General features: G+C 69.0%; 13 protein-coding genes and 1 pseudogene. 4 read left to right on the plus strand and 10 right to left on the minus strand.

From position 1 onward, the window contains the following. The first annotated feature begins 85 nt into the window (after window positions 1-85). Window positions 86-472 (plus strand): aldehyde dehydrogenase family protein, encoded by a 387-nt coding sequence (locus tag ULB03_RS20350; protein ID WP_322485241.1) that lies wholly within the window; start codon window positions 86-88, stop codon window positions 470-472. Window positions 473-721: 249 nt separating this feature from the next. On the opposite strand, the gene ULB03_RS20355 is transcribed toward ULB03_RS20350, so the two are convergent. Then, entirely contained in the window at window positions 722-2,863 is a 2,142-nt protein-coding gene (locus ULB03_RS20355) for a TonB-dependent receptor (RefSeq protein ID WP_322484902.1), read from the minus strand. A gap of 374 nt (window positions 2,864-3,237) precedes the next feature. Here ULB03_RS20355 and ULB03_RS20360 point away from each other — a divergent pair, with 374 nt between their 5' ends. Further along, complete coding sequence (locus tag ULB03_RS20360) at window positions 3,238-4,242, plus strand: NADP-dependent oxidoreductase (RefSeq protein WP_322484903.1); 1,005 nt, start codon at window positions 3,238-3,240, stop codon at window positions 4,240-4,242. 153 nt (window positions 4,243-4,395) lie between these two features. After that, a complete protein-coding gene (locus tag ULB03_RS20365) occupies window positions 4,396-5,229 on the plus strand; it encodes an alpha/beta hydrolase (RefSeq protein ID WP_322484904.1) in 834 nt (277 codons plus the stop codon). Between the two features lie 85 nt (window positions 5,230-5,314). On the opposite strand, the gene ULB03_RS20370 is transcribed toward ULB03_RS20365, so the two are convergent. The 9 genes and pseudogenes from ULB03_RS20370 to ULB03_RS20410 form a co-directional block, all read right to left on the minus strand. Beyond that, the gene (locus ULB03_RS20370; RefSeq protein WP_322484905.1) at window positions 5,315-6,109 is read right to left on the minus strand and encodes a GntR family transcriptional regulator; all 795 of its coding nucleotides are present in this window, start codon (window positions 6,107-6,109) and stop codon (window positions 5,315-5,317) included. 98 nt (window positions 6,110-6,207) lie between these two features. Then, on the minus strand, window positions 6,208-7,122 hold the full coding sequence (locus ULB03_RS20375) for a polysaccharide deacetylase family protein (RefSeq protein WP_322484906.1): 915 nt from the start codon (window positions 7,120-7,122) through the stop codon (window positions 6,208-6,210). Continuing rightward, a complete protein-coding gene (locus ULB03_RS20380) occupies window positions 7,119-8,093 on the minus strand; it encodes a polysaccharide deacetylase family protein (RefSeq protein ID WP_322484907.1) in 975 nt (324 codons plus the stop codon). Before ULB03_RS20380 ends, ULB03_RS20375 begins: the two co-directional genes overlap by 4 nt. 37 nt (window positions 8,094-8,130) lie before the next feature. Continuing rightward, window positions 8,131-8,820 (minus strand): isochorismatase family protein, encoded by a 690-nt coding sequence (locus ULB03_RS20385; RefSeq protein ID WP_322484908.1) that lies wholly within the window; start codon window positions 8,818-8,820, stop codon window positions 8,131-8,133. A 154-nt stretch (window positions 8,821-8,974) separates the two neighbouring features. Continuing rightward, a complete protein-coding gene (locus tag ULB03_RS20390; protein ID WP_322484909.1) occupies window positions 8,975-9,766 on the minus strand; it encodes a GntR family transcriptional regulator in 792 nt (263 codons plus the stop codon). Then, window positions 9,763-10,995: a hypothetical protein gene (locus ULB03_RS20395; protein WP_322484910.1), complete on the minus strand. Its 1,233-nt coding sequence runs from the start codon at window positions 10,993-10,995 to the stop codon at window positions 9,763-9,765. The genes ULB03_RS20390 and ULB03_RS20395 overlap by 4 nt, the downstream gene beginning before the upstream one ends. A gap of 31 nt (window positions 10,996-11,026) precedes the next feature. Beyond that, the gene (locus ULB03_RS20400) at window positions 11,027-12,241 is read right to left on the minus strand and encodes a CaiB/BaiF CoA transferase family protein (protein WP_322484911.1); all 1,215 of its coding nucleotides are present in this window, start codon (window positions 12,239-12,241) and stop codon (window positions 11,027-11,029) included. Window positions 12,242-12,259: 18 nt separating this feature from the next. After that, window positions 12,260-12,862 carry a 3-isopropylmalate dehydratase small subunit gene (leuD, locus tag ULB03_RS20405; RefSeq protein ID WP_322484912.1) on the minus strand — a complete coding sequence of 201 codons (603 nt, stop codon included), beginning with the start codon at window positions 12,860-12,862 and terminating at the stop codon, window positions 12,260-12,262. 4 nt (window positions 12,863-12,866) lie between these two features. Continuing rightward, window positions 12,867-14,308: pseudogene (locus ULB03_RS20410) on the minus strand (3-isopropylmalate dehydratase large subunit). Window positions 14,309-14,671: 363 nt separating this feature from the next. Here ULB03_RS20410 and ULB03_RS20420 point away from each other — a divergent pair. Further along, window positions 14,672-16,708: a hydantoinase/oxoprolinase family protein gene (locus ULB03_RS20420; RefSeq protein ID WP_322484914.1), complete on the plus strand. Its 2,037-nt coding sequence runs from the start codon at window positions 14,672-14,674 to the stop codon at window positions 16,706-16,708. Window positions 16,709-16,718: the final 10 nt, after the last annotated feature.

Genomic DNA, 16,718 nt, shown 5'->3' on the forward strand with positions numbered 1-16,718 from the left:
CGCAGATGGGTCCCCTGGTGTCGGCCCGCCAGGCCGAGCGGGTGGCCGGGCTGATCGGGGGGCGCGCGCCGCCGGCGCCGCGGTGGTGGCGGGCGGCGAACGCCTGGGCCCCGCCGGCACCTTCATCGAGCCGACCGTCATCGCCAAGGTCGACCCCGCCATGGACATCGTGCGGGAAGAGGTGTTCGGGCCGGTGCTGGTGGTGCAGCGTTACACCGACGTCGATGCCGTGGTGGCCGCCGCCAACGACAGCGTCTATGGCCTGGCGGCCAGCGTGTGGACCCAGTCGCTGTCCCACGCCCATCGCCTGTCCCGGCGGCTTCAGGCCGGCACGGTGTGGATCAACACCCATTCCATGTACGACGCCAGCCTGCCCATCGGCGGCGTCAAGCAATCGGGCTATGGCCGCGACAGCGGGCTGGCCGCGATGGACAATTACCTGGAATGGAAGACGGTCTGCGCCGTCGTCTGATGTGTGTGGCGTTTGATCGTGACCGCTCAAACGCCCCCTCACGCGCCGGGCGGCCACATCCGTGGCCTCGGCTAATCCTCGATTTCCAGTCCGCCTCCGGCTCCCCAGAAATCTCCGGCGCCCGCAGTCGCGGGCTATAGCGGCACGGGTCACCATCCCGCGCCGCTGGTGCGTGCCCGTTCCTTCCTGCGTATCCGGATGCTGCGGCGTGGGCTTATCGCCCACGCCGCATCTTTATTGGCCATCCGATCAGAAGGTGTAGCGGATCGTCCCCAGCACCGTCCGGGGGTCCAGGTTGAAACGCGGCTGGATGACGGAGAAGCCGAAGCCCGTGACATAGCCGCTCTGGTTCAGCAGGTTCTTGCCGGACACGCGGTAGGTCCACGCCCCGGATTCATAGCTGACATAGGCGTTCAGGAAGCTCTGCCCCGGCACATGGCCGATGGCGCCGTTGTCGATGGTCGAATAGACGTCGCTGCGGAACAGGGCGTCGGCGCCCAGGCTGAAAGTGCCCCGGCCCAGGCTGACCGTATAGTCGGCGCCGACGTTGAACTGGGTGTCGGGCAGGTTCACCACCTTCTTGCCCTGCACGTTGACCGTGGCGCTGCTGCCGCCGCGGGTATACGTGCCATCGTTGAACGAGGCGTTGCCCCACAGGGTCAGGCCCGACACCACCCGCCACGACACCTCCGCCTCCAGCCCCCGGATGCGGGCGTCGAAGTTGTCGACCAGGAAGGTGCCGTCGGCCAGGTTGAACAGCTGCTGGATGTCGTGGACGTCGTTCTGGAACAGGGCCACGTTGGCCTTGACCCGGTTGTCGAACAGCTCGGTCTTCAGCCCCGCCTCCTTCGCCTCCGTCACCTCGGGCCGGAAGGGGGCGTTGATCTGGGCGATGCTGCCGGCCAGGCCATTGTAGCCGCCGGCCTTGAAGCCCTCGCTGTAGGTGAAATAGGCCAGCGTGTCCGGGGTCAGCTTGTAGGTCAGGCCCGTCTTGGGCGTGAAGCGCACGAAGGTGTCGTCGCGCTGGATGGCGGCCGTGCCGTAGTAGGCCGACAGGTGCTTCTGGTCCATGGTGTAGCGGCCGCCGGCGATGAGGGCCAGGCGATCAGTCAGGTTGGCCGTCACCTGGCCGAAGGCGGCGTAGCTGTCGGTATCGACGGCGTAGCCCTGGGGCGAGGGGGTCAGGAAGATGGATTGCAGGATGTCCTGGCGGGTCGATTCCGTGAAGTAGTAGAGGCCGCCGACATAGTCGAGGAAGCCGCCGAAGGCCTTGCCCGCCGCCTGCAATTCCTGGCTGATCTGATGCTGGGTGGACGTGCTGTCCCGGATATAGAGGGCGAGATAGCCGCCCGTCGTCAGGCCCAGGGCGGCGGCCGGCACGCCGCCGGAAAAGTCCTGCGCCCAGTTGTTGGTCAGGTGGGAATAGCCGGTGATGGACGTGACGGTGCCGCCGTCATAGTCGGCGCCGACATTGACCGTCGTGCCGTACTGGCGGGTATGGGTGTACGAGGGGTAGGGGGACAGCGTGGTGTTGTAGGAACCGGACAGCGTGCTGATCTGGCTTTCCACGCCGTTGGCATAGGGGTTGGTCGGGACCGCGTACTGCCCGTCGGAATCCAGGTTGGTGTAAAAGGCGGTGAAGCGGCCATGGAAGGGGCTGGCGCCGGCATAGGCGACATCGGCCTGCAGGCCCTGGAACTCCTCGGCGCCCACGTCCTTTTTCAGGGTCGCGTCATACTGCCGGCCGCCGTCGCGGCCCCGCGCCATGCCGTTCAGCGACGCGCTCCAGTCCCCGTTATCGCTGATGGCGTCGGTGGCATAGCCCTTCAAGCGCCGCTCGTTCCAGGTGCCGAAGCCGCCCTCGACAAAGCCGGACGGGGTGGGGTCGGGCGCGCGGGTGACCAGCTTGACGGCGCCGGCGGAGGAGTTGCGGCCGTACAGCACCCCTTGCGGGCCGCGCAGCACCTCCACGCGGTCCAGCTCCAGGAAGTCCATGACCGCACCGGACAGTCGCGCGCGATAGACGTCGTCCACATAGATGCCCACGGCGGATTCGGACGTGACGTTGCCGCCGTCGCTGACCCCGCCGCCGCGGATATAGGGCCGCAACTGGGTGGTGCCGCCGCTGCCGCTGGTGAAGTTCACGTTGGGCGCGATGCGGCCCAGGTCGCTGGCGGTGGTGATGCCCATGCGGTCCAGGGTGGCCCCGGTCAGGGCCGTTACCGCCACCGGCACGTCCTGCAATCGCTGGCCCACCCGCTGGGCGGTGATGGTGATGTCCTCCAGCTGGTCATCGCTGGTGGGCGCGTCGGCGGCCCAGGCCGGCGCGTTCAAGCTCAGCATCGCCATGATCACCAGGCTCGATGACTGGCGCGTGTAATCCCAATTCATGCCCCGCCTCCTGTTTTTTATCGGCTTTTTAGACAGCACCATCCTCTTCCCCCAAGGGGAATGGCCGTCACGGGGTTTGTCCGCAGGCCGGCCATCTGAAGTAAATAGTTGATCTATTGATATATTAAAATGCCATACCAGCCCAGGGCGAGTGGCGGGGGGGATGGGCGATGGCGGCGCATCGCCGTCGGGATGGTGCGGTGGCGCAGCCGGCCGTTAGGGCGACGCTGTCTACGCAACGGTCAGTCGCGACGTTCGCCCTTTACTCCCCCTGCCGATCATCCGCTGCTGCTCTGTGCCGATCCTGGCAGCCCCCCTGGTGGAGCCTGGGGTCCGGGCCGCGCCTGTACCTGGACTATGTGAAAGGGTCAACGATGCGACGTCTTGAGGTGGTCTTGCGCCGTCCGGTGGGGGCCTTGCCCATTGCCGCCGACTTTGAGATCCGGGAGCGCGCCCTACCGGATCCGGAACCGGGGGCGGAGTTGCTGGTGCGGGTGCTGTACCTGTCCTTCGACCCCTATATCGGGTCCCGCCTGCGCGGGCGGCACATGGGCCTGCCGGCGCCGCTGCCGGGGGAGTCGTTGCCCGGCGAGTGCGTGGCGGAGGTCGTCCGTTCCGTCCATCCCGACTTCAAGTCCGGGGATCTGGTGGCGGGAGAGGTTGGCTGGGCCGACCACGGCCTGTTGCCGGCCGCCCAGGCGCGGCGCCTGGCCAAGGTCACCCGGCCCTCGGCCCATTTGGGGGTGCTGGGCATGCCGGGGCTGACCGCCTGGGCGGGCGTGACCCAGTTGGCCCATGTGCGGGCTGGCGATGTCTTCAGCGTCAACGCCGCCGCCGGCCCGGTGGGCGGAACGGCGGGGCAAATCGCGCGCCTGCTGGGCGCCCGCACCGTCGGCGTCGCCGGCGGGCCGGAGAAGTGCGCCCTGGTCCGTGACGTCTATGGCTTCGACGCCTGCATCGATTATCACGCCCCCGATTGGGTTCCGGTCTATGCGGACGCCCTGGGGGCGGGGTCCACCGTTCATTTCGAGAACGTGGGCGCCACGCAGTTGGCCACCGCCCTGTCCCATATCCAGATCGGCGCCCGGCTGGTGCTGTGCGGCATGGTGGAACACTACCACGGCGGCCCGCCGCCGCAGGTGCCCATCATCCCGATCATCGCCAAGCGGGCCCATCTCCTGGGCCTGGTGGTCTATGACTTCCATGCCCGGTTGGGGGAATGGCTGGACGTGGCCGTTCCCTGGGTCGAGGACGGGCGCCTGCGTGTGATCGAGGATGTGGCCGACGGGCTGGCGCGGGCGCCAGCCCAGTTCGAGGCGCTGATGCGCGGCCTGAACCGGGGGAAATCCCTGGTCCGCGTGGCCCCCGACGCCCCGTGAGGATGAGGGGGCGTGGCGCCGGCGCCCCGCCCCGCAACCATAGTCGTGCTCAAGACCCCGACGACGGCGGCCCCCGCTGTTCCACCGCCACCCTGGCCCGCCGTTTCTGTGAAGCGGCCGAGGCCGACCGGCATCAAAGGATTACGTACGCCCATGACCACCACCCCGACCATCAAGCGCCGGTTCATCGACACCAGTTTCGGCCAGGTTCATTGCCGGACCGTGGGCGAGGACGGGCCGGTGCTGGTGATGCACCATGCCTCCCCCGGCAGTGCCAAGCAGTTGGAGACGCTGATGCGCCTCCTCGCGGCGCGCTACCGGGTCTTCGCCTTCGACACCCCCGGCAACGGCGACAGCAGCCCGCTGCCCCTGGAGGCGCCGACCATCACCGACCTGGCGGTGGGCCTGATCGAGGCCATGCGCGCGCTATGCCTGCGCGATATCGTCGTCTACGGGTCCCACACCGGCGCCGACGTGGCGCTGGAGGTGGCGATCGCGGCGCCGGACCTTGTCCGCAAGGTGGTCGTGGACGGCGTCGCCGTCTTCACGCCGGAACAGCGCGACGACTATCTTGTGAACTACGCCTTGCCCTTCGCGCCCGACCTGGACGGCGCCTATCTGATGCGCTGCTTCATGTTCTGCCGCGACCAATACCTGTTCTTCCCCTGGTTCAAGCGGGACCGGGCGCACCGGCGCGACAACGGCCTGGGCACGCCCGAGGCCCTGCGCGACTGGGTGGTGGAGGTGTTGAAGGCGGGTGAAACCTATTTCCGCGCCTACCGTGCCGCCTTCGTCTATGAACCCCTGCGGCGCATCGGCTTGGTCAGCCAGCCCATCCTGGCCCTGTCCTCGGTGGAGGATCCCTTGCTGGAGACCACCCGCCAGGCGGCGGCCGAGGTGGACGCCCCGTTCCGCACCCTGCCCGGTTTCCGCGACCCGGAATTTGGACCCGCCCTGCGGGACGAGGTTTTCGCCTTCGTCGGCTGACAGTCGGGGGACGGTTTTGCGCGGCACCGCGCCTTGCGCGGCGATGGTGGGCCGCTGGTCGACCGAAGCCGGCCGGCGCCTTCCATCACCCTTCGGACTTCCAGCCACCGATGGCCTTGCGGCCGGAGCGCATGTGGTACTTGAAACGATCAGGCCGGTAGTTGGCGTGGATGATCTGCACGCCCCGCCCGCTCTTGTCCCTCACCACCCGTTCAACCCGCAGGACGGGGGCGCCGGGCGCCATCTCCAGGGCGGCGGCCACGGGCGGCTCGGCGGCCACGGCGGTGATCCACTGTTCCGCCTCATGCGGAGCGAAGCCGATGCGCTCCAGCGAGACCAGGGTGGGGACCGTTTCCATGTCCGTGCGGCTGATGCCGGCCGCGATGTCCAGCGGCATGAACTGCACGATGTAGGAGAAGGGCTCGCCCGCCAGCTTGCGCAGGCGCACCACCCGCTGCACCGGCGTCCCCGCCTCCACGTCCAGCAGGGCGGCGACGGCCGGCGGCGACCCCAGCTCGGTGACGTCCAGCACCTCGACCTCGGTTTCGAGGCCCATGGTCTTCAGGCTTTCGATCAGGTTGTCGAAGCTGCCGTGGACCTGGGGCAGGGTGGCCGATGCCGTCACCACCGTTCCCCGGCCGCGATGGCGGCTGACCAGGTCGTGCGCCGCCAATTCGTTCAGCGAGCGCTTCACGGTGATGCGGGACACGTTGAACAGCTTGGACAGTTCCTGCTCGCCCGGCATGACCGAGTTGGCCGCGAACTCCCCATTGCGGATCTTCTCCCGCAGGACGAGGAAAATCTGATGGTACAGCGGCGTGGGCGCCGTGTGGTCCAACTGGTCCGGGGTCAGTCCTGTATCGGGTGAGGAATGGTCCATGTATCCCGTCGGCTGCGGTTTGGTGGCGAGGTTATTTTTGAAAAAGGAGCTTTAGGGCAAACGGCGCCCGATGCAAGGGGCGCCGTTTGTCGCGGCCTTCAACCTGGGGTTAGGTCGTCGGGGCCGACACTACCACATCCTGGACGCTTCAACACATTGGCCAGGCTGTCCCGCAGCGCTTTGACGCGGTAGGGCAGGCCGCTGACATAGGGTCGGATGGTCAGGGTCAGCAGGCGCGGGCTGGACTGGGCCGCTGCCTCGGCCAGCAGCCAATCGGCCGCATCGGAAACCTGCGTCACCCATTCCTGTTCCGGCCGCGCATGGGCGATCAGGATCTGCCAATCGTCCAGTTCGTTGGACAGGGGCAGGGCCGTCAGGTCGCCCGCCTCGGTATGGAAGGCGGTGGGCAGGTCGTCATGGGCCCAGTCCGCGAACCAGCGGATGCCGGCGGCGGCCAGGCGTGCCGGGGTGTGGAAGCCCTCCGCGCGCGCCGGGCTGATCCAGCCGTCCGGACGCCGCCCGGTCACGGCCGACAGCGCGTCCAGGGTGCGCCCGATATATGACTGCTCCAGATCCGCCGGCAGGGCGGAATGGTGCAGGCTGTCCGTGTCCCAGCCATGGGCGCAGATGGCGTGGCCATCGGCCGCCACGTCGCGGACCAGGGCGGGATAGCGCTCCGCCACCGCGCCCTGGATGGCGAAGGTGGCCCGCAATCCCAGCTTGCGGAACACCGTCAGCAGGCGATAGGCGCCGACACGGTTGCCATAGTCGCGCGTCGTGTAGTGCCGCAGGTCGGGATAGGGGGTCTGCATGGCCCCCGGCGCCTTGAAGGGCTGCCCCGACGGGTTCAGGGGGAAGAACTCCAGCGGGACCACCACCCACAGGCCCAGCGCCAGGTCGCCCGGCAGCCGGATGGCCGGCCGCTCGGGCAGGGGGGAGGCCGGGTAATGGGCATGGTCCGGCCCGGCATGGCGGTGCGGGTAGGTCAGATAGCTTTCCGGCAGGGTGCTCATGAACGGTCCCCCTGGGCCTGGCCCGATGGCGCGGGGTTGAAGCCTGTGCCGGGGCGGGCGCAGCCGCGCGCCTCGATGTCCGCCAGCGTCTGGTCGTAATGCGATGACAGATAGAACTGGGCGATGTCCTTGGCCGTGGTGACCCAGACGTCGTCGCGATGGCCGGTGATGTAGCGCAGCGCCTCGCGGAAGGGGCCGATGCGGTGGGGATGGGCCACCAGATAGGCGTGCAGCGGAATGCACATGACGGTCCCCGTCTCCGCCCCTTCCTCCAGCAACTGGTCGAAATGGCGCATCAGGGTGTCGGCGTAGGCGCGCGGGCTCTGGTGATAGACGCCATAGGTGATGACGTCGTTGACCTCCAGGCTGTAGGGCATGGAGATCAGCCGCTTGTCGCCCTTCACCTTCAGGGGCTGGGGCTGGTCGTCCTGGAACAGGTCGCAGCTGTACCAGAAATCGTACTCGGCCAGCAGGTCCAGCGTCCGCTCGGTATGGGTCAGGGCCGGGGCCAGGTATCCCCGGATGCGCTGGCCGGTCGCGTCCTGCACCGACTTGATGCTGTCCTCGATCACCGCGCGCTCCTGCGCCTCGGTCATGCCGTAGGAATAGCGGGTGTTGTAGATGCCGTGGCTGAAGAATTCCCAGTCGCGGTCGACGCAGGCGCGGATGATCTCCGGGTGGTGGTCCAGCATGGCGACGGACAGGCTGACGCTGCCGCGCACGCCGCATTCATCCATCACATCCATCATACGCCAATGGCCCACGCGGTTGCCCCAGTCGCGGGCCGAATAGGGCACGACGTCCGGATGTGGGCGACCCCAGGGCTTGCGCGACGGGTTGCCGGGCGGGTCCAGCTCATAAAACTCGATATTGGGCGCGACCCAGAACGCCACCTTCTTGCCGCCTGGCCAGGTGATCTTGGGCCGGTCGCGGTAGGGCCAGAAATCATAAAGATTGGGATCGCCGTGCATGAGGGGGCTCCCGGCTTATGAGGGTGGAGAAAGGGGTTCAGGTCCGCAGCGCCGCCAGATGGGCGTCCACCTCCGCCACCGCCACCACATCCGCGTATTTCAGCAGCAGGTCGGTCAGGTTGGCGTAGTGATAGGACTCGTGCTTGTCGGCCACGCACTCTTCCGGAACGATGGTGCGATGGCCGTGCGACAGGCTGTCCACCGCCGTGGCGCGGACGCAGCCCGAGGTGCTGCCGCCGGTCACCACCACCGTGTCGATCTTGTGCCACACCAGGTAGCTGGCCAGCGGGCTTTCGAAGAAGGCCGACGGCATGCGCTTGTCATAGACCAGGTCCACCGCCGCATCGATCTCCACCCGCGGGTCGAAGGCGTGGCGGTCGCTGTCGCGGCGGATGTTCTGCAGGCTGTCCGGCGTGTTGGTGCGCGTGCCCCAGACACCGGCGTCCCCGCCATCGGCCTTGTAGGCGACCCGCGTCCAGATGACGGGGAAGCCGGCGGCCCGGGCGGCGGCGCTGATGCGGTTCACATGGGCGATCTGGTCGGGGTCGGTGACGTAGGCGGTCTTGGGGAACAGGTCGGGCCGCGTGTAGGCCTGCTGGAAATCGACGTTCACGATGGCCAGCCGTTGCCCGAAGCCGAATTTGGCGCGCGCCGGGTTGGCCTTGACCTGTTCGAAAATCTCGCGCGCGGTCTTCTGCTCGCGCACCATGGTCGGTTCGAAGCGCATACTGCCGTCCCCTTCTTAGCCCGTTCTTTATTGATATATCTTTATACCTTTCTAAGGCATCGCAGACTTTGACTCAACCCCGAAACGACAGGTGCCGGCCGGGTGCCCCCTGTGCGTGCCCTTGCCCGTGTCCCTATCGGTGCCCCGGTCGCCGTCACCCCACGTCCGTCCGGTCGCGGGTGTAGCTGGTGACGTAGGCGAAGCGGCCGGCCGGATGCACCGTCTCCGTCGCCAGGAAAAGCCGGCCGAGGGCGTCGCGGTACTGGCGCTGGGTATGCAACGCGGCGTCCCCCGCCGACGCGCCCAGTAACTGCGCCAGCAGCGGCGTCAGGGTCGTGGCGCTGATGCGCTGGTCCACCCGGTCGGCCACGACGCCGAAACGGGCCTCGATGGCCCCGGCGACCGAGGCGGTGCCGTCGATCTCGTTGGCCGTGGGGGCGCAGTCCTTGCGGATCAGCATGCGGGCCAGCCCCACCGTCTGGGCGCCGCTGCCGCGATAGCCCCGCAGCTCCCGCCACTCTTCGGGCGCCAGGCTCAGGGTCGCGGCCAGGCCGTCCGCCGGCGCGACGCCGTAATAGATGATCTTCAGCCGCGCCTCGCCGGCGTACTGCAGCAGATCCTGGAAGCCGCCCAGCGGCTGCACGAACATCGCCGGGCCGGGGCGCGCGGTCACCACCGTGCCGGCGCGCCGGCGGCGAACCACCAGCCCCTCCTGCGTCAGCAGGCGCAGGGCGTCGCGCGCGGTGTGGCGCGAAATGTCATGCAGGGCGCACAGCTCGATTTCCCCCGGCAGCAGGTCGCCCACCTTGTAGGTGCCGTTGCCGATGGCCGCGCGCAGGATCTGCGCCACCTGCCGGTAGCGGGGAGCCTCTCCGGCGGCAGGGCGTTTGGCCGATGGGTGTTTGGCTGGCGGGCTTTTGGCTGGCGGGCGTTTGGGCGTGTTCACCGAATTGGGCTCATTCTATGTTCGCGCCTGCCTGTCGGGCCTCTTCCTGGAAGATGGTGCTCAGGTCGGTCACGCATGACGTAACGCAGGATCAGGCCGATGACCAGCAGGCCGGAGAGGAGGGTCACCTTGGCCGCGTGCCCGTGGTCGGTGAACGTCCCACCCCGTGATGCGCCTGCTGGTGGCCAATAAGGGAAGGGCGCCGCTCCGCCAGGGGATCGGCGCCCTTCTTCAATTGGGCGACCCGGCCCCGCCTGGCCGCCCCCGGTTTCCCGCGGGCGGGGGTCAGGCGCCGTAGGCGGAACCGGGAACATACCCCTTAGGCAGGCCGGCGTCGGGCGTGAAGCCGTACAGCTCCACATCCGGCAGGGCCGCGCGCACAACCTGACGCACGGCCAGCAGGCGCTCCAGGTCGATGCCGGTGTCATAGCCCATGGCCGCCAGCATGAAGGCCAGATCCTCGGTGACGATGTTGCCCGACGCGCCGGGGGCGAAGGGGCAGCCGCCGATCCCCCCAGCGAACTGTCCAGGGTGGTGATCCCTTCTTCCAGCGCCGCCAGGGCGTTGGCCAGGCCCAGGCCCCGGGTGTTGTGCAAATGCACGCCGGTGCAGGCGACATCGCCCACGACGCCGCGCACGCCCCGGATCAACCGCCGCACCTGGGCCGGGTTGGCATAGCCCGTGGTGTCGGACAGGCCGACCTCATCGCAGCCGGCCGCCATCAGCGCTTCGGCCAGGGACAGGACCGTGGCCTCCGGCACGATGCCCTCCAGCGTGCAGCCGAAGGCGGTGGACAGGCCGCCTTCCAGCTTGGGCCGCTGTCCCTCCGGCTGTTCCCGGATCAGGGCGGCGATGGCGGCCGTTTCCTCCAGCATCTGCGCGTGGGTGCGGCGCACATTGCGCAGGCTGTGGGTTTCGCTGACCGACAGCGGGATGGTGATCTTGTGCGCCCCGGCCGCCACGGCGGCCTGCGCGCCCTTCAGGTTGGGCACCAGCACCGCCACGGTCAGGCCGGGGATGGTGCGGGCATAGGCGACGATCTCCGCCGTGTCCGCCAGCTGCGGCAGGATCTTGGCGGGGACGAAGGACCCCACCTCGATCTCCCGCACGCCGGCCGCGGCTTCCGCCGCGATCCACGCCTTCTTGGCCTCCGTGGGCATGATGGCGCTGATGCTTTGCAGCCCGTCGCGCGGTCCCACTTCGGAAATCTCGATGGCCGTGCCGCTCATCGTTGGTGTCCTTCGTCTTGCGGTCGGGGGATCAGCCGGCGGCCAGGCCACGGGCCAGCAGGTCCGCGACCTCCGCCTCGCCATAGCCCACGCTGGCCAGCACCTCACGCGTATGCTGGCCCGGCTTCGCCAGATCCTGCACCACCCCCGGGCGCCGGCCGTCCAGTTCCACCGGCAGGGCCGGCAGGCGGATGGGCCGGTCATCCGGCAGCGTCAGGTCCAGCAGCCCGCCGGCGGCGTTCAGGTGCGCGTCGTCGAACAGGTCTTCCGGCCGGTTGATGGGGGCGAACGGCAGGCCGATGGCCTCCAGCCGCTGCAAGAGGTCGGCCTTGTCGAAATCCGCGAACAAGGTCTGCACCCGGGGCAGCAGGCGATCGCGGGCCTGCACCCGGCCGGTGTTGCGCGCCAGGGTCTCGTCCACCAGCAAGTCCGTCAAGCCGAAGGATTTGCAGAAGGCCTGCCACTGCCCGTCCGTCACCACGCCGACGAACACCTGCTCGCCATCGCGGGTGGTGAACAGGTCATAGATGGCCCAGGCGGAGATGCGGACGGGCATGGGGCGGGGGGCGACACCCGTCACCACCTTCTGCGCCATGTGCTGGCCCACCATGAAGACGCAGTTCTCGAACAGGGCGCTTTTCACCGTCTGGCCCCGGCCCAGCTTGCCGCGCTGGATCAGGGCCGCCAGCACGCCGATGACCCCGAACAGCCCGCCCATGACGTCGATCACCGACGACCCGGCGCGCAAGGGCCGGCCCGGCGGGCCGGTCATGTAGGCCAGGCCGCCCATCATCTGCGCCACCTCGTCCAAGGCGGCGCGGTGTTCATAAGGCCCCGACAGGAAGCCCTTGGCCGAGCAATAGACCAGGCCGGGGTTGAGGGCGGACATGGCCGCCTCGCCAAAGCCCAGGGCCTCCATGGCGCCGGGGCGGAAGTTTTCCACCAGCACGTCCGCCTGGGCGATCAGGCGCAGCGCCGCCTCCCGGCCCGCCGGCGACTTCAGGTCCAGGCAGACGCTGCGCTTGTTGCGGTTGTACATGGGGAAATAGCCGGCGCCCGATCCCATCAGGCGGCGGGTGTTGTCGCCGTCCATGGGCTCGACCTTCACCACGTCGGCGCCCAGGTCGCCCAGCACCAGGCCGACCGCGGGGCCCATCACCATGTGAGTGAACTCGACGACCTTCAGGCCGCTCAGCGGCAGGGCGTCGTGGCCGGCCGCGTCGTTGGGGGCCGCTTCATTGGGCATGGCAGAACCTCGGCATGATCAAATCCAGGAATGGCGGCGCAGATGGTCCGCCTCGAAGGTCAGGATGGCGGGCAGGCGCTTCAGCGTGACGCCGATGGGGTCCAGCCCCTCCAGCAGCATCTGCCGGTCGGCCGGCGGGATGGCGAAGGTCAGCACCTCGCCCGTTGGGATGGTCAGGGATGTCCCTTCCAGGTCGACGGTCAGCGGGCGCGGGTCGGCGGCGTTGGCCAGGGCGGCCACGCGCTCCTCGGGCAGGACCAGGGGCAGGATGCCGTTGCGCACGCAGTTGCCCTGGAAAATGGCCCCGAAGGACGGGGCGATGACGCAGCGGACGCCATAGTCCTTCAGCGCCCACACGGCATGCTCGCGCGACGAGCCGCAGCCGAAGTTGGCGCCGCCGATCAGGATGGGCGCCGCGTCGAAGGGCGGGCGGTTCAGGATGAAATCGGGGTTGGGCAGCCGGGCCTTCACGTCGCTGTAGCGCCAGTCGGCGAACAGGCCTTCGCCCAAACCCTCCTTGGACACCCGCTTCATCTCGCGGGAGGGGATGATGGCGTCGGTGTCGATGTTGGGGCGGTACAGGGGGGCGGCCACGCCCGTCAGGCGGATGAACCTCTCCATGGCCTCAAGCCCTCGTGTCGCTGGAAATGGCGGCGGGGGAAAGCAGGGCCTGCACCCGGGCGTCGGCCAGCCGGCCCGCCACGGCGGAGGCGGCGACGGTCGCCGGGCTGGCCAGATGGGAGCGTGTGCCCGGCCCCTGCCGGTTCTCGAAATTGCGATTGGTCGTGGTCACCACCCGTTCCGACTGGCCGAAATGCTCGCCGCCCGCGAAGAAGCACATGGAACAGCCGCTTTCGCGCCATTCGAACCCGGCCTCCAGGAACACGGTGTGCAGGCCTTCCGCCTCCGCCGCCGCCTTCACCCGCATGGATCCCGGAACACAGATGGCGCGCACGCCGGGGGCCACCTTGCGGCCGCGCAGCACCTCGGCCGCCGCGCGCAGGTCGGATAGGCGGCTGTTGGTGCAACTGCCGATGAAGGCGCCATCGATGGGCAGGCCGGCCAGGGACTGTCCCGGCGTCAGGTCCATATAGGCCAGGGCCCGCCGCCAGGCGGTGGCCGCCGTGGCGTCGCGCGCCTCCTCCAACACCGGCACGCGGCCGTCGATGGGGATGGCGTGCTGCGGGCTGGTGCCCCAGGTGACGTAGGGGGCGATGTCGGCGCAGTCGATGACGATCTCGCGGTCGAAGACGGCGTCGGCGTCGCTGCGCAGCTCCGCCCAATCCGCGACCGCCGCCGCCCAGGCGTCCCCCTTGGGCGCGCGCGGGCGGCCTTCAAGCCAGGCGATGGTCTTGGCGTCGGGCGCGCACAGGCCCGTCCAGGCCGCGAACTCCACCGCCATGTTGCACAAGGTCATGCGGCCCTCGATGGATAGGGCGCTGACGGCCGGTCCGCTGAACTCCACGGCATGGCCGGCGCCACCGTCGGCGCCGTGCGTGGCGATCAGGTGCAGGATCATGTCCTTGGGCCCCACGCCGGCACCCAGCGCGCCCTCGAAGCGCACGCGCATCTGCCGGGGCCGGCGCACCACCAGGGTCTGGGTCGCCAGGGCGTGCGCGGCCTCGCTGGAGCCGATGCCCCAGGCCAGCGCGCCCAGGCCGCCCTGGGTGCAGGTGTGGCTGTCGGGGCAGACCACGGTCAGGCCGGGCAGGGCGATGCCCTGTTCCGGCGACACGACATGCACGATGCCCTGGTCGTCCTGGCCGATGTCGAAGACATGGATGCCGGCGGCGGCGGCGGCCGCGCGCGTCTCGCGGATGAAGGCCGTGCCGCCGGGCATGACCGTGTCGTCCCCCGGCCCGGGCGGGTGTCGACGATATGGTCCATGCAGACGAACGCACGCCCGGGATGGCGCACGGCGCGCCCGGTCTCCGCCAGCTCCTTCAAGGCGATGGAGCCCGTGCGCTCATGCAGCAGCACGCGGTCGACATACAGCAGATCCGTCCCATCGCCCAGGTCGGCGACACGGTGCCGCGACCATAGCTTCTCAACCAGTGTCGATCCCATTCGCGGTGGTGTTCCAGTCCCTAGCTAATCGGTGTTCCATCAAATGGCATAATGATATACTATTTATCAACTCCTTCCTTCGGGCGACCTGCGAATGTGCCGATGATCCGGGGGAAGGTGGGGCGCCACCGCCGGACAGCCGCGCCGTCCGGGGCCAGGGCGCCCTTGAAGCCGGGCCAGTTGACCGCAAAAGCCGTTCCCAGGGGATCGCCATACCATCTGAAAACCGCAGGGTGGACAGATCGGTGCTTGGTCCGCGCGGGGGTGCGAGGGCGGGGAATACGGTGGCTCGATCCCGCGGGGGCGCGGCGCGGTCGCGCCCTACCGCGCTAACAACAGTTCGGGGACGACATGGCGTATCGATTGGGTGTAGACGTCGGGGGAACCTTTACCGACCTGCTTTTGCTTGACCAGGGCAGCGGGAATTTCTGGCGGCACAAGACGCCGTCGACGCCGCGCGACAGCTCTGTGGGCATCCTGAACGGCGTCGAGGCGATTTGCGCCAAGGCCGGGATCTCACCGGCCGACGTTGATTTCTTCCTGCACGGCACCACCGTGGCCACCAACGCGGTGCTTGAGGGCAAGGGCGCCCGCGTCGGCCTGATCGTGACCCAGGGCTATCGCCAGATCATGCAGATCGCCCGCAGCTTCGTGCCGGGCGGCCTGGCCGGCTGGATCGTGTGGCCCAAGCCCACGCCCCTGGCGGCGCTGGAGGACACGATCGAGATCCGGGGGCGCATGGACGCCCAGGGCAACGAGGTCAGCCCGGTCGATGACGCCGATATCCGCGCCGCCCTGGAAACGCTGAAGGCCCAGGGCGTGGAAGCGCTGACCGTGTCGCTGATCAACGCCTATCTCAACGGCGCGCATGAGCGGCGCGTGGCCGCCCTGGCGGCGGAAATCCTGCCGGACGTGCCCATCTCGCTCAGCCACGTCGTCCTGCCGGAAATGCAGGAGTATGAGCGCACCCTGACCACGGTCGCCAACGCCTCCGTCCGGCCCATTGTCGGCGGCTATGTGCGCAACCTGCGGTCCAAGCTGCGCGACGCCGGCATGGCCGGCTCCCTCTCGCTGCTGCGCTCGGACGGCGGCCTCATGTCCTCCGAGAAGTCGGAGGAGCATCCCGTTTCATTGCTGATGTCGGGTCCCGCCGGCGGCGTGACCGGCGCCCTGTGGGTGGCGAAGAACGCCGGCATCAAGAATATCCTGACGCTGGACGTGGGCGGCACCTCCACCGACGTCGCGCTCATCGAGAACCTGGAGCCGCGGCGCGTGCGCACGACCGAGGTCGGCCACCTGTCGGTGCGCGCCTCCTCGCTGGACGTGAAGACGGTGGGCGCGGGCGGCGGCTCCATCGCCTATGTGCCGGAACTGACCAAGGCGCTGCGCGTCGGCCCGCAATCCGCCGGCGCCGTGCCCGGCCCGGTGGCTTATGGCAAGGGCGGCACGCTGCCCACCGTGACCGACGCCAACGTCGTGCTGGGATACTTGCCCGAAGCCCTGCTGGGCGGCACCTTCACCCTGGACCGCGAGGGCGCCCGCCGGGCGGTGCAGACCATCGCCGACGCCCTGGGCATCGGCCTCATGGAGGCGGCGCGCGGCATCATCGACATCGTCAACGAGAACATGTTCGGCGCCCTGCGCATGATCTCGGTGCAGCAGGGCTACGACCCGCGCCACTTCGCCCTGATGGGCTTCGGCGGCGCCGGTCCGCTGCACGTCAACGCCGTGGCCCGCCTCATGGGTAGCTGGCCCGCGGTTTCCCCGGTCAGCCCCGGCGTGCTGTGCGCCCTGGGCGATGCCACCACCCGCATGCGGACCGAGACGGCGCGCAGCTTCTCCCGCCGCCTGATCGACACCGACGAGGCCGAGGTGCAGGCCTTGCTGACGGAGATGGCGGCCCAGACCATCGCCGAGCTGGCGGCCGAGGGCATCGCCGTGGCCGACATCACCACCCAATTCGAACTGGACGTGCGCTACGACGGCCAGGCATTCGAGGTGCCGCTGTCCATCGATGCCGAGACGTTGCAGCGCGACGGCCTGGCCGGCGTCGCCGCCCGCTTCGATGAAGAGCACCACCGGCTGTTCACCTTCAACATGGACAGCCCGCATGAGCTGGTGAACCTGCGCGCCGTGGCGCTGGGCCCCATCCTGGAGCTGGAGGCCCATCGCCTGCCCCAGGGCAACGGCGACCCCTCGGCCGCCAAGATCCGCGACCATGAGCTGTGGGCCGACGGCGCCATGCGGCCGGCGGTGATCTACGACCGCGCCAAGCTGCTGGCCGGCGACATCATTCCCGGCCCCGCCATCGTGGTCGAGATGGACTCCACGACGCTCATCGAACTGGGCTGCGTCGGCCAGGTCGACGCGGTCGGCAACATCCTCATCAATCTGGCCTGACAGGGGGACC

Source organism: Nitrospirillum goiasense (assembly GCF_034427435.1).
Taxonomy (GTDB): Bacteria; Pseudomonadota; Alphaproteobacteria; order Azospirillales; family Azospirillaceae; genus Nitrospirillum.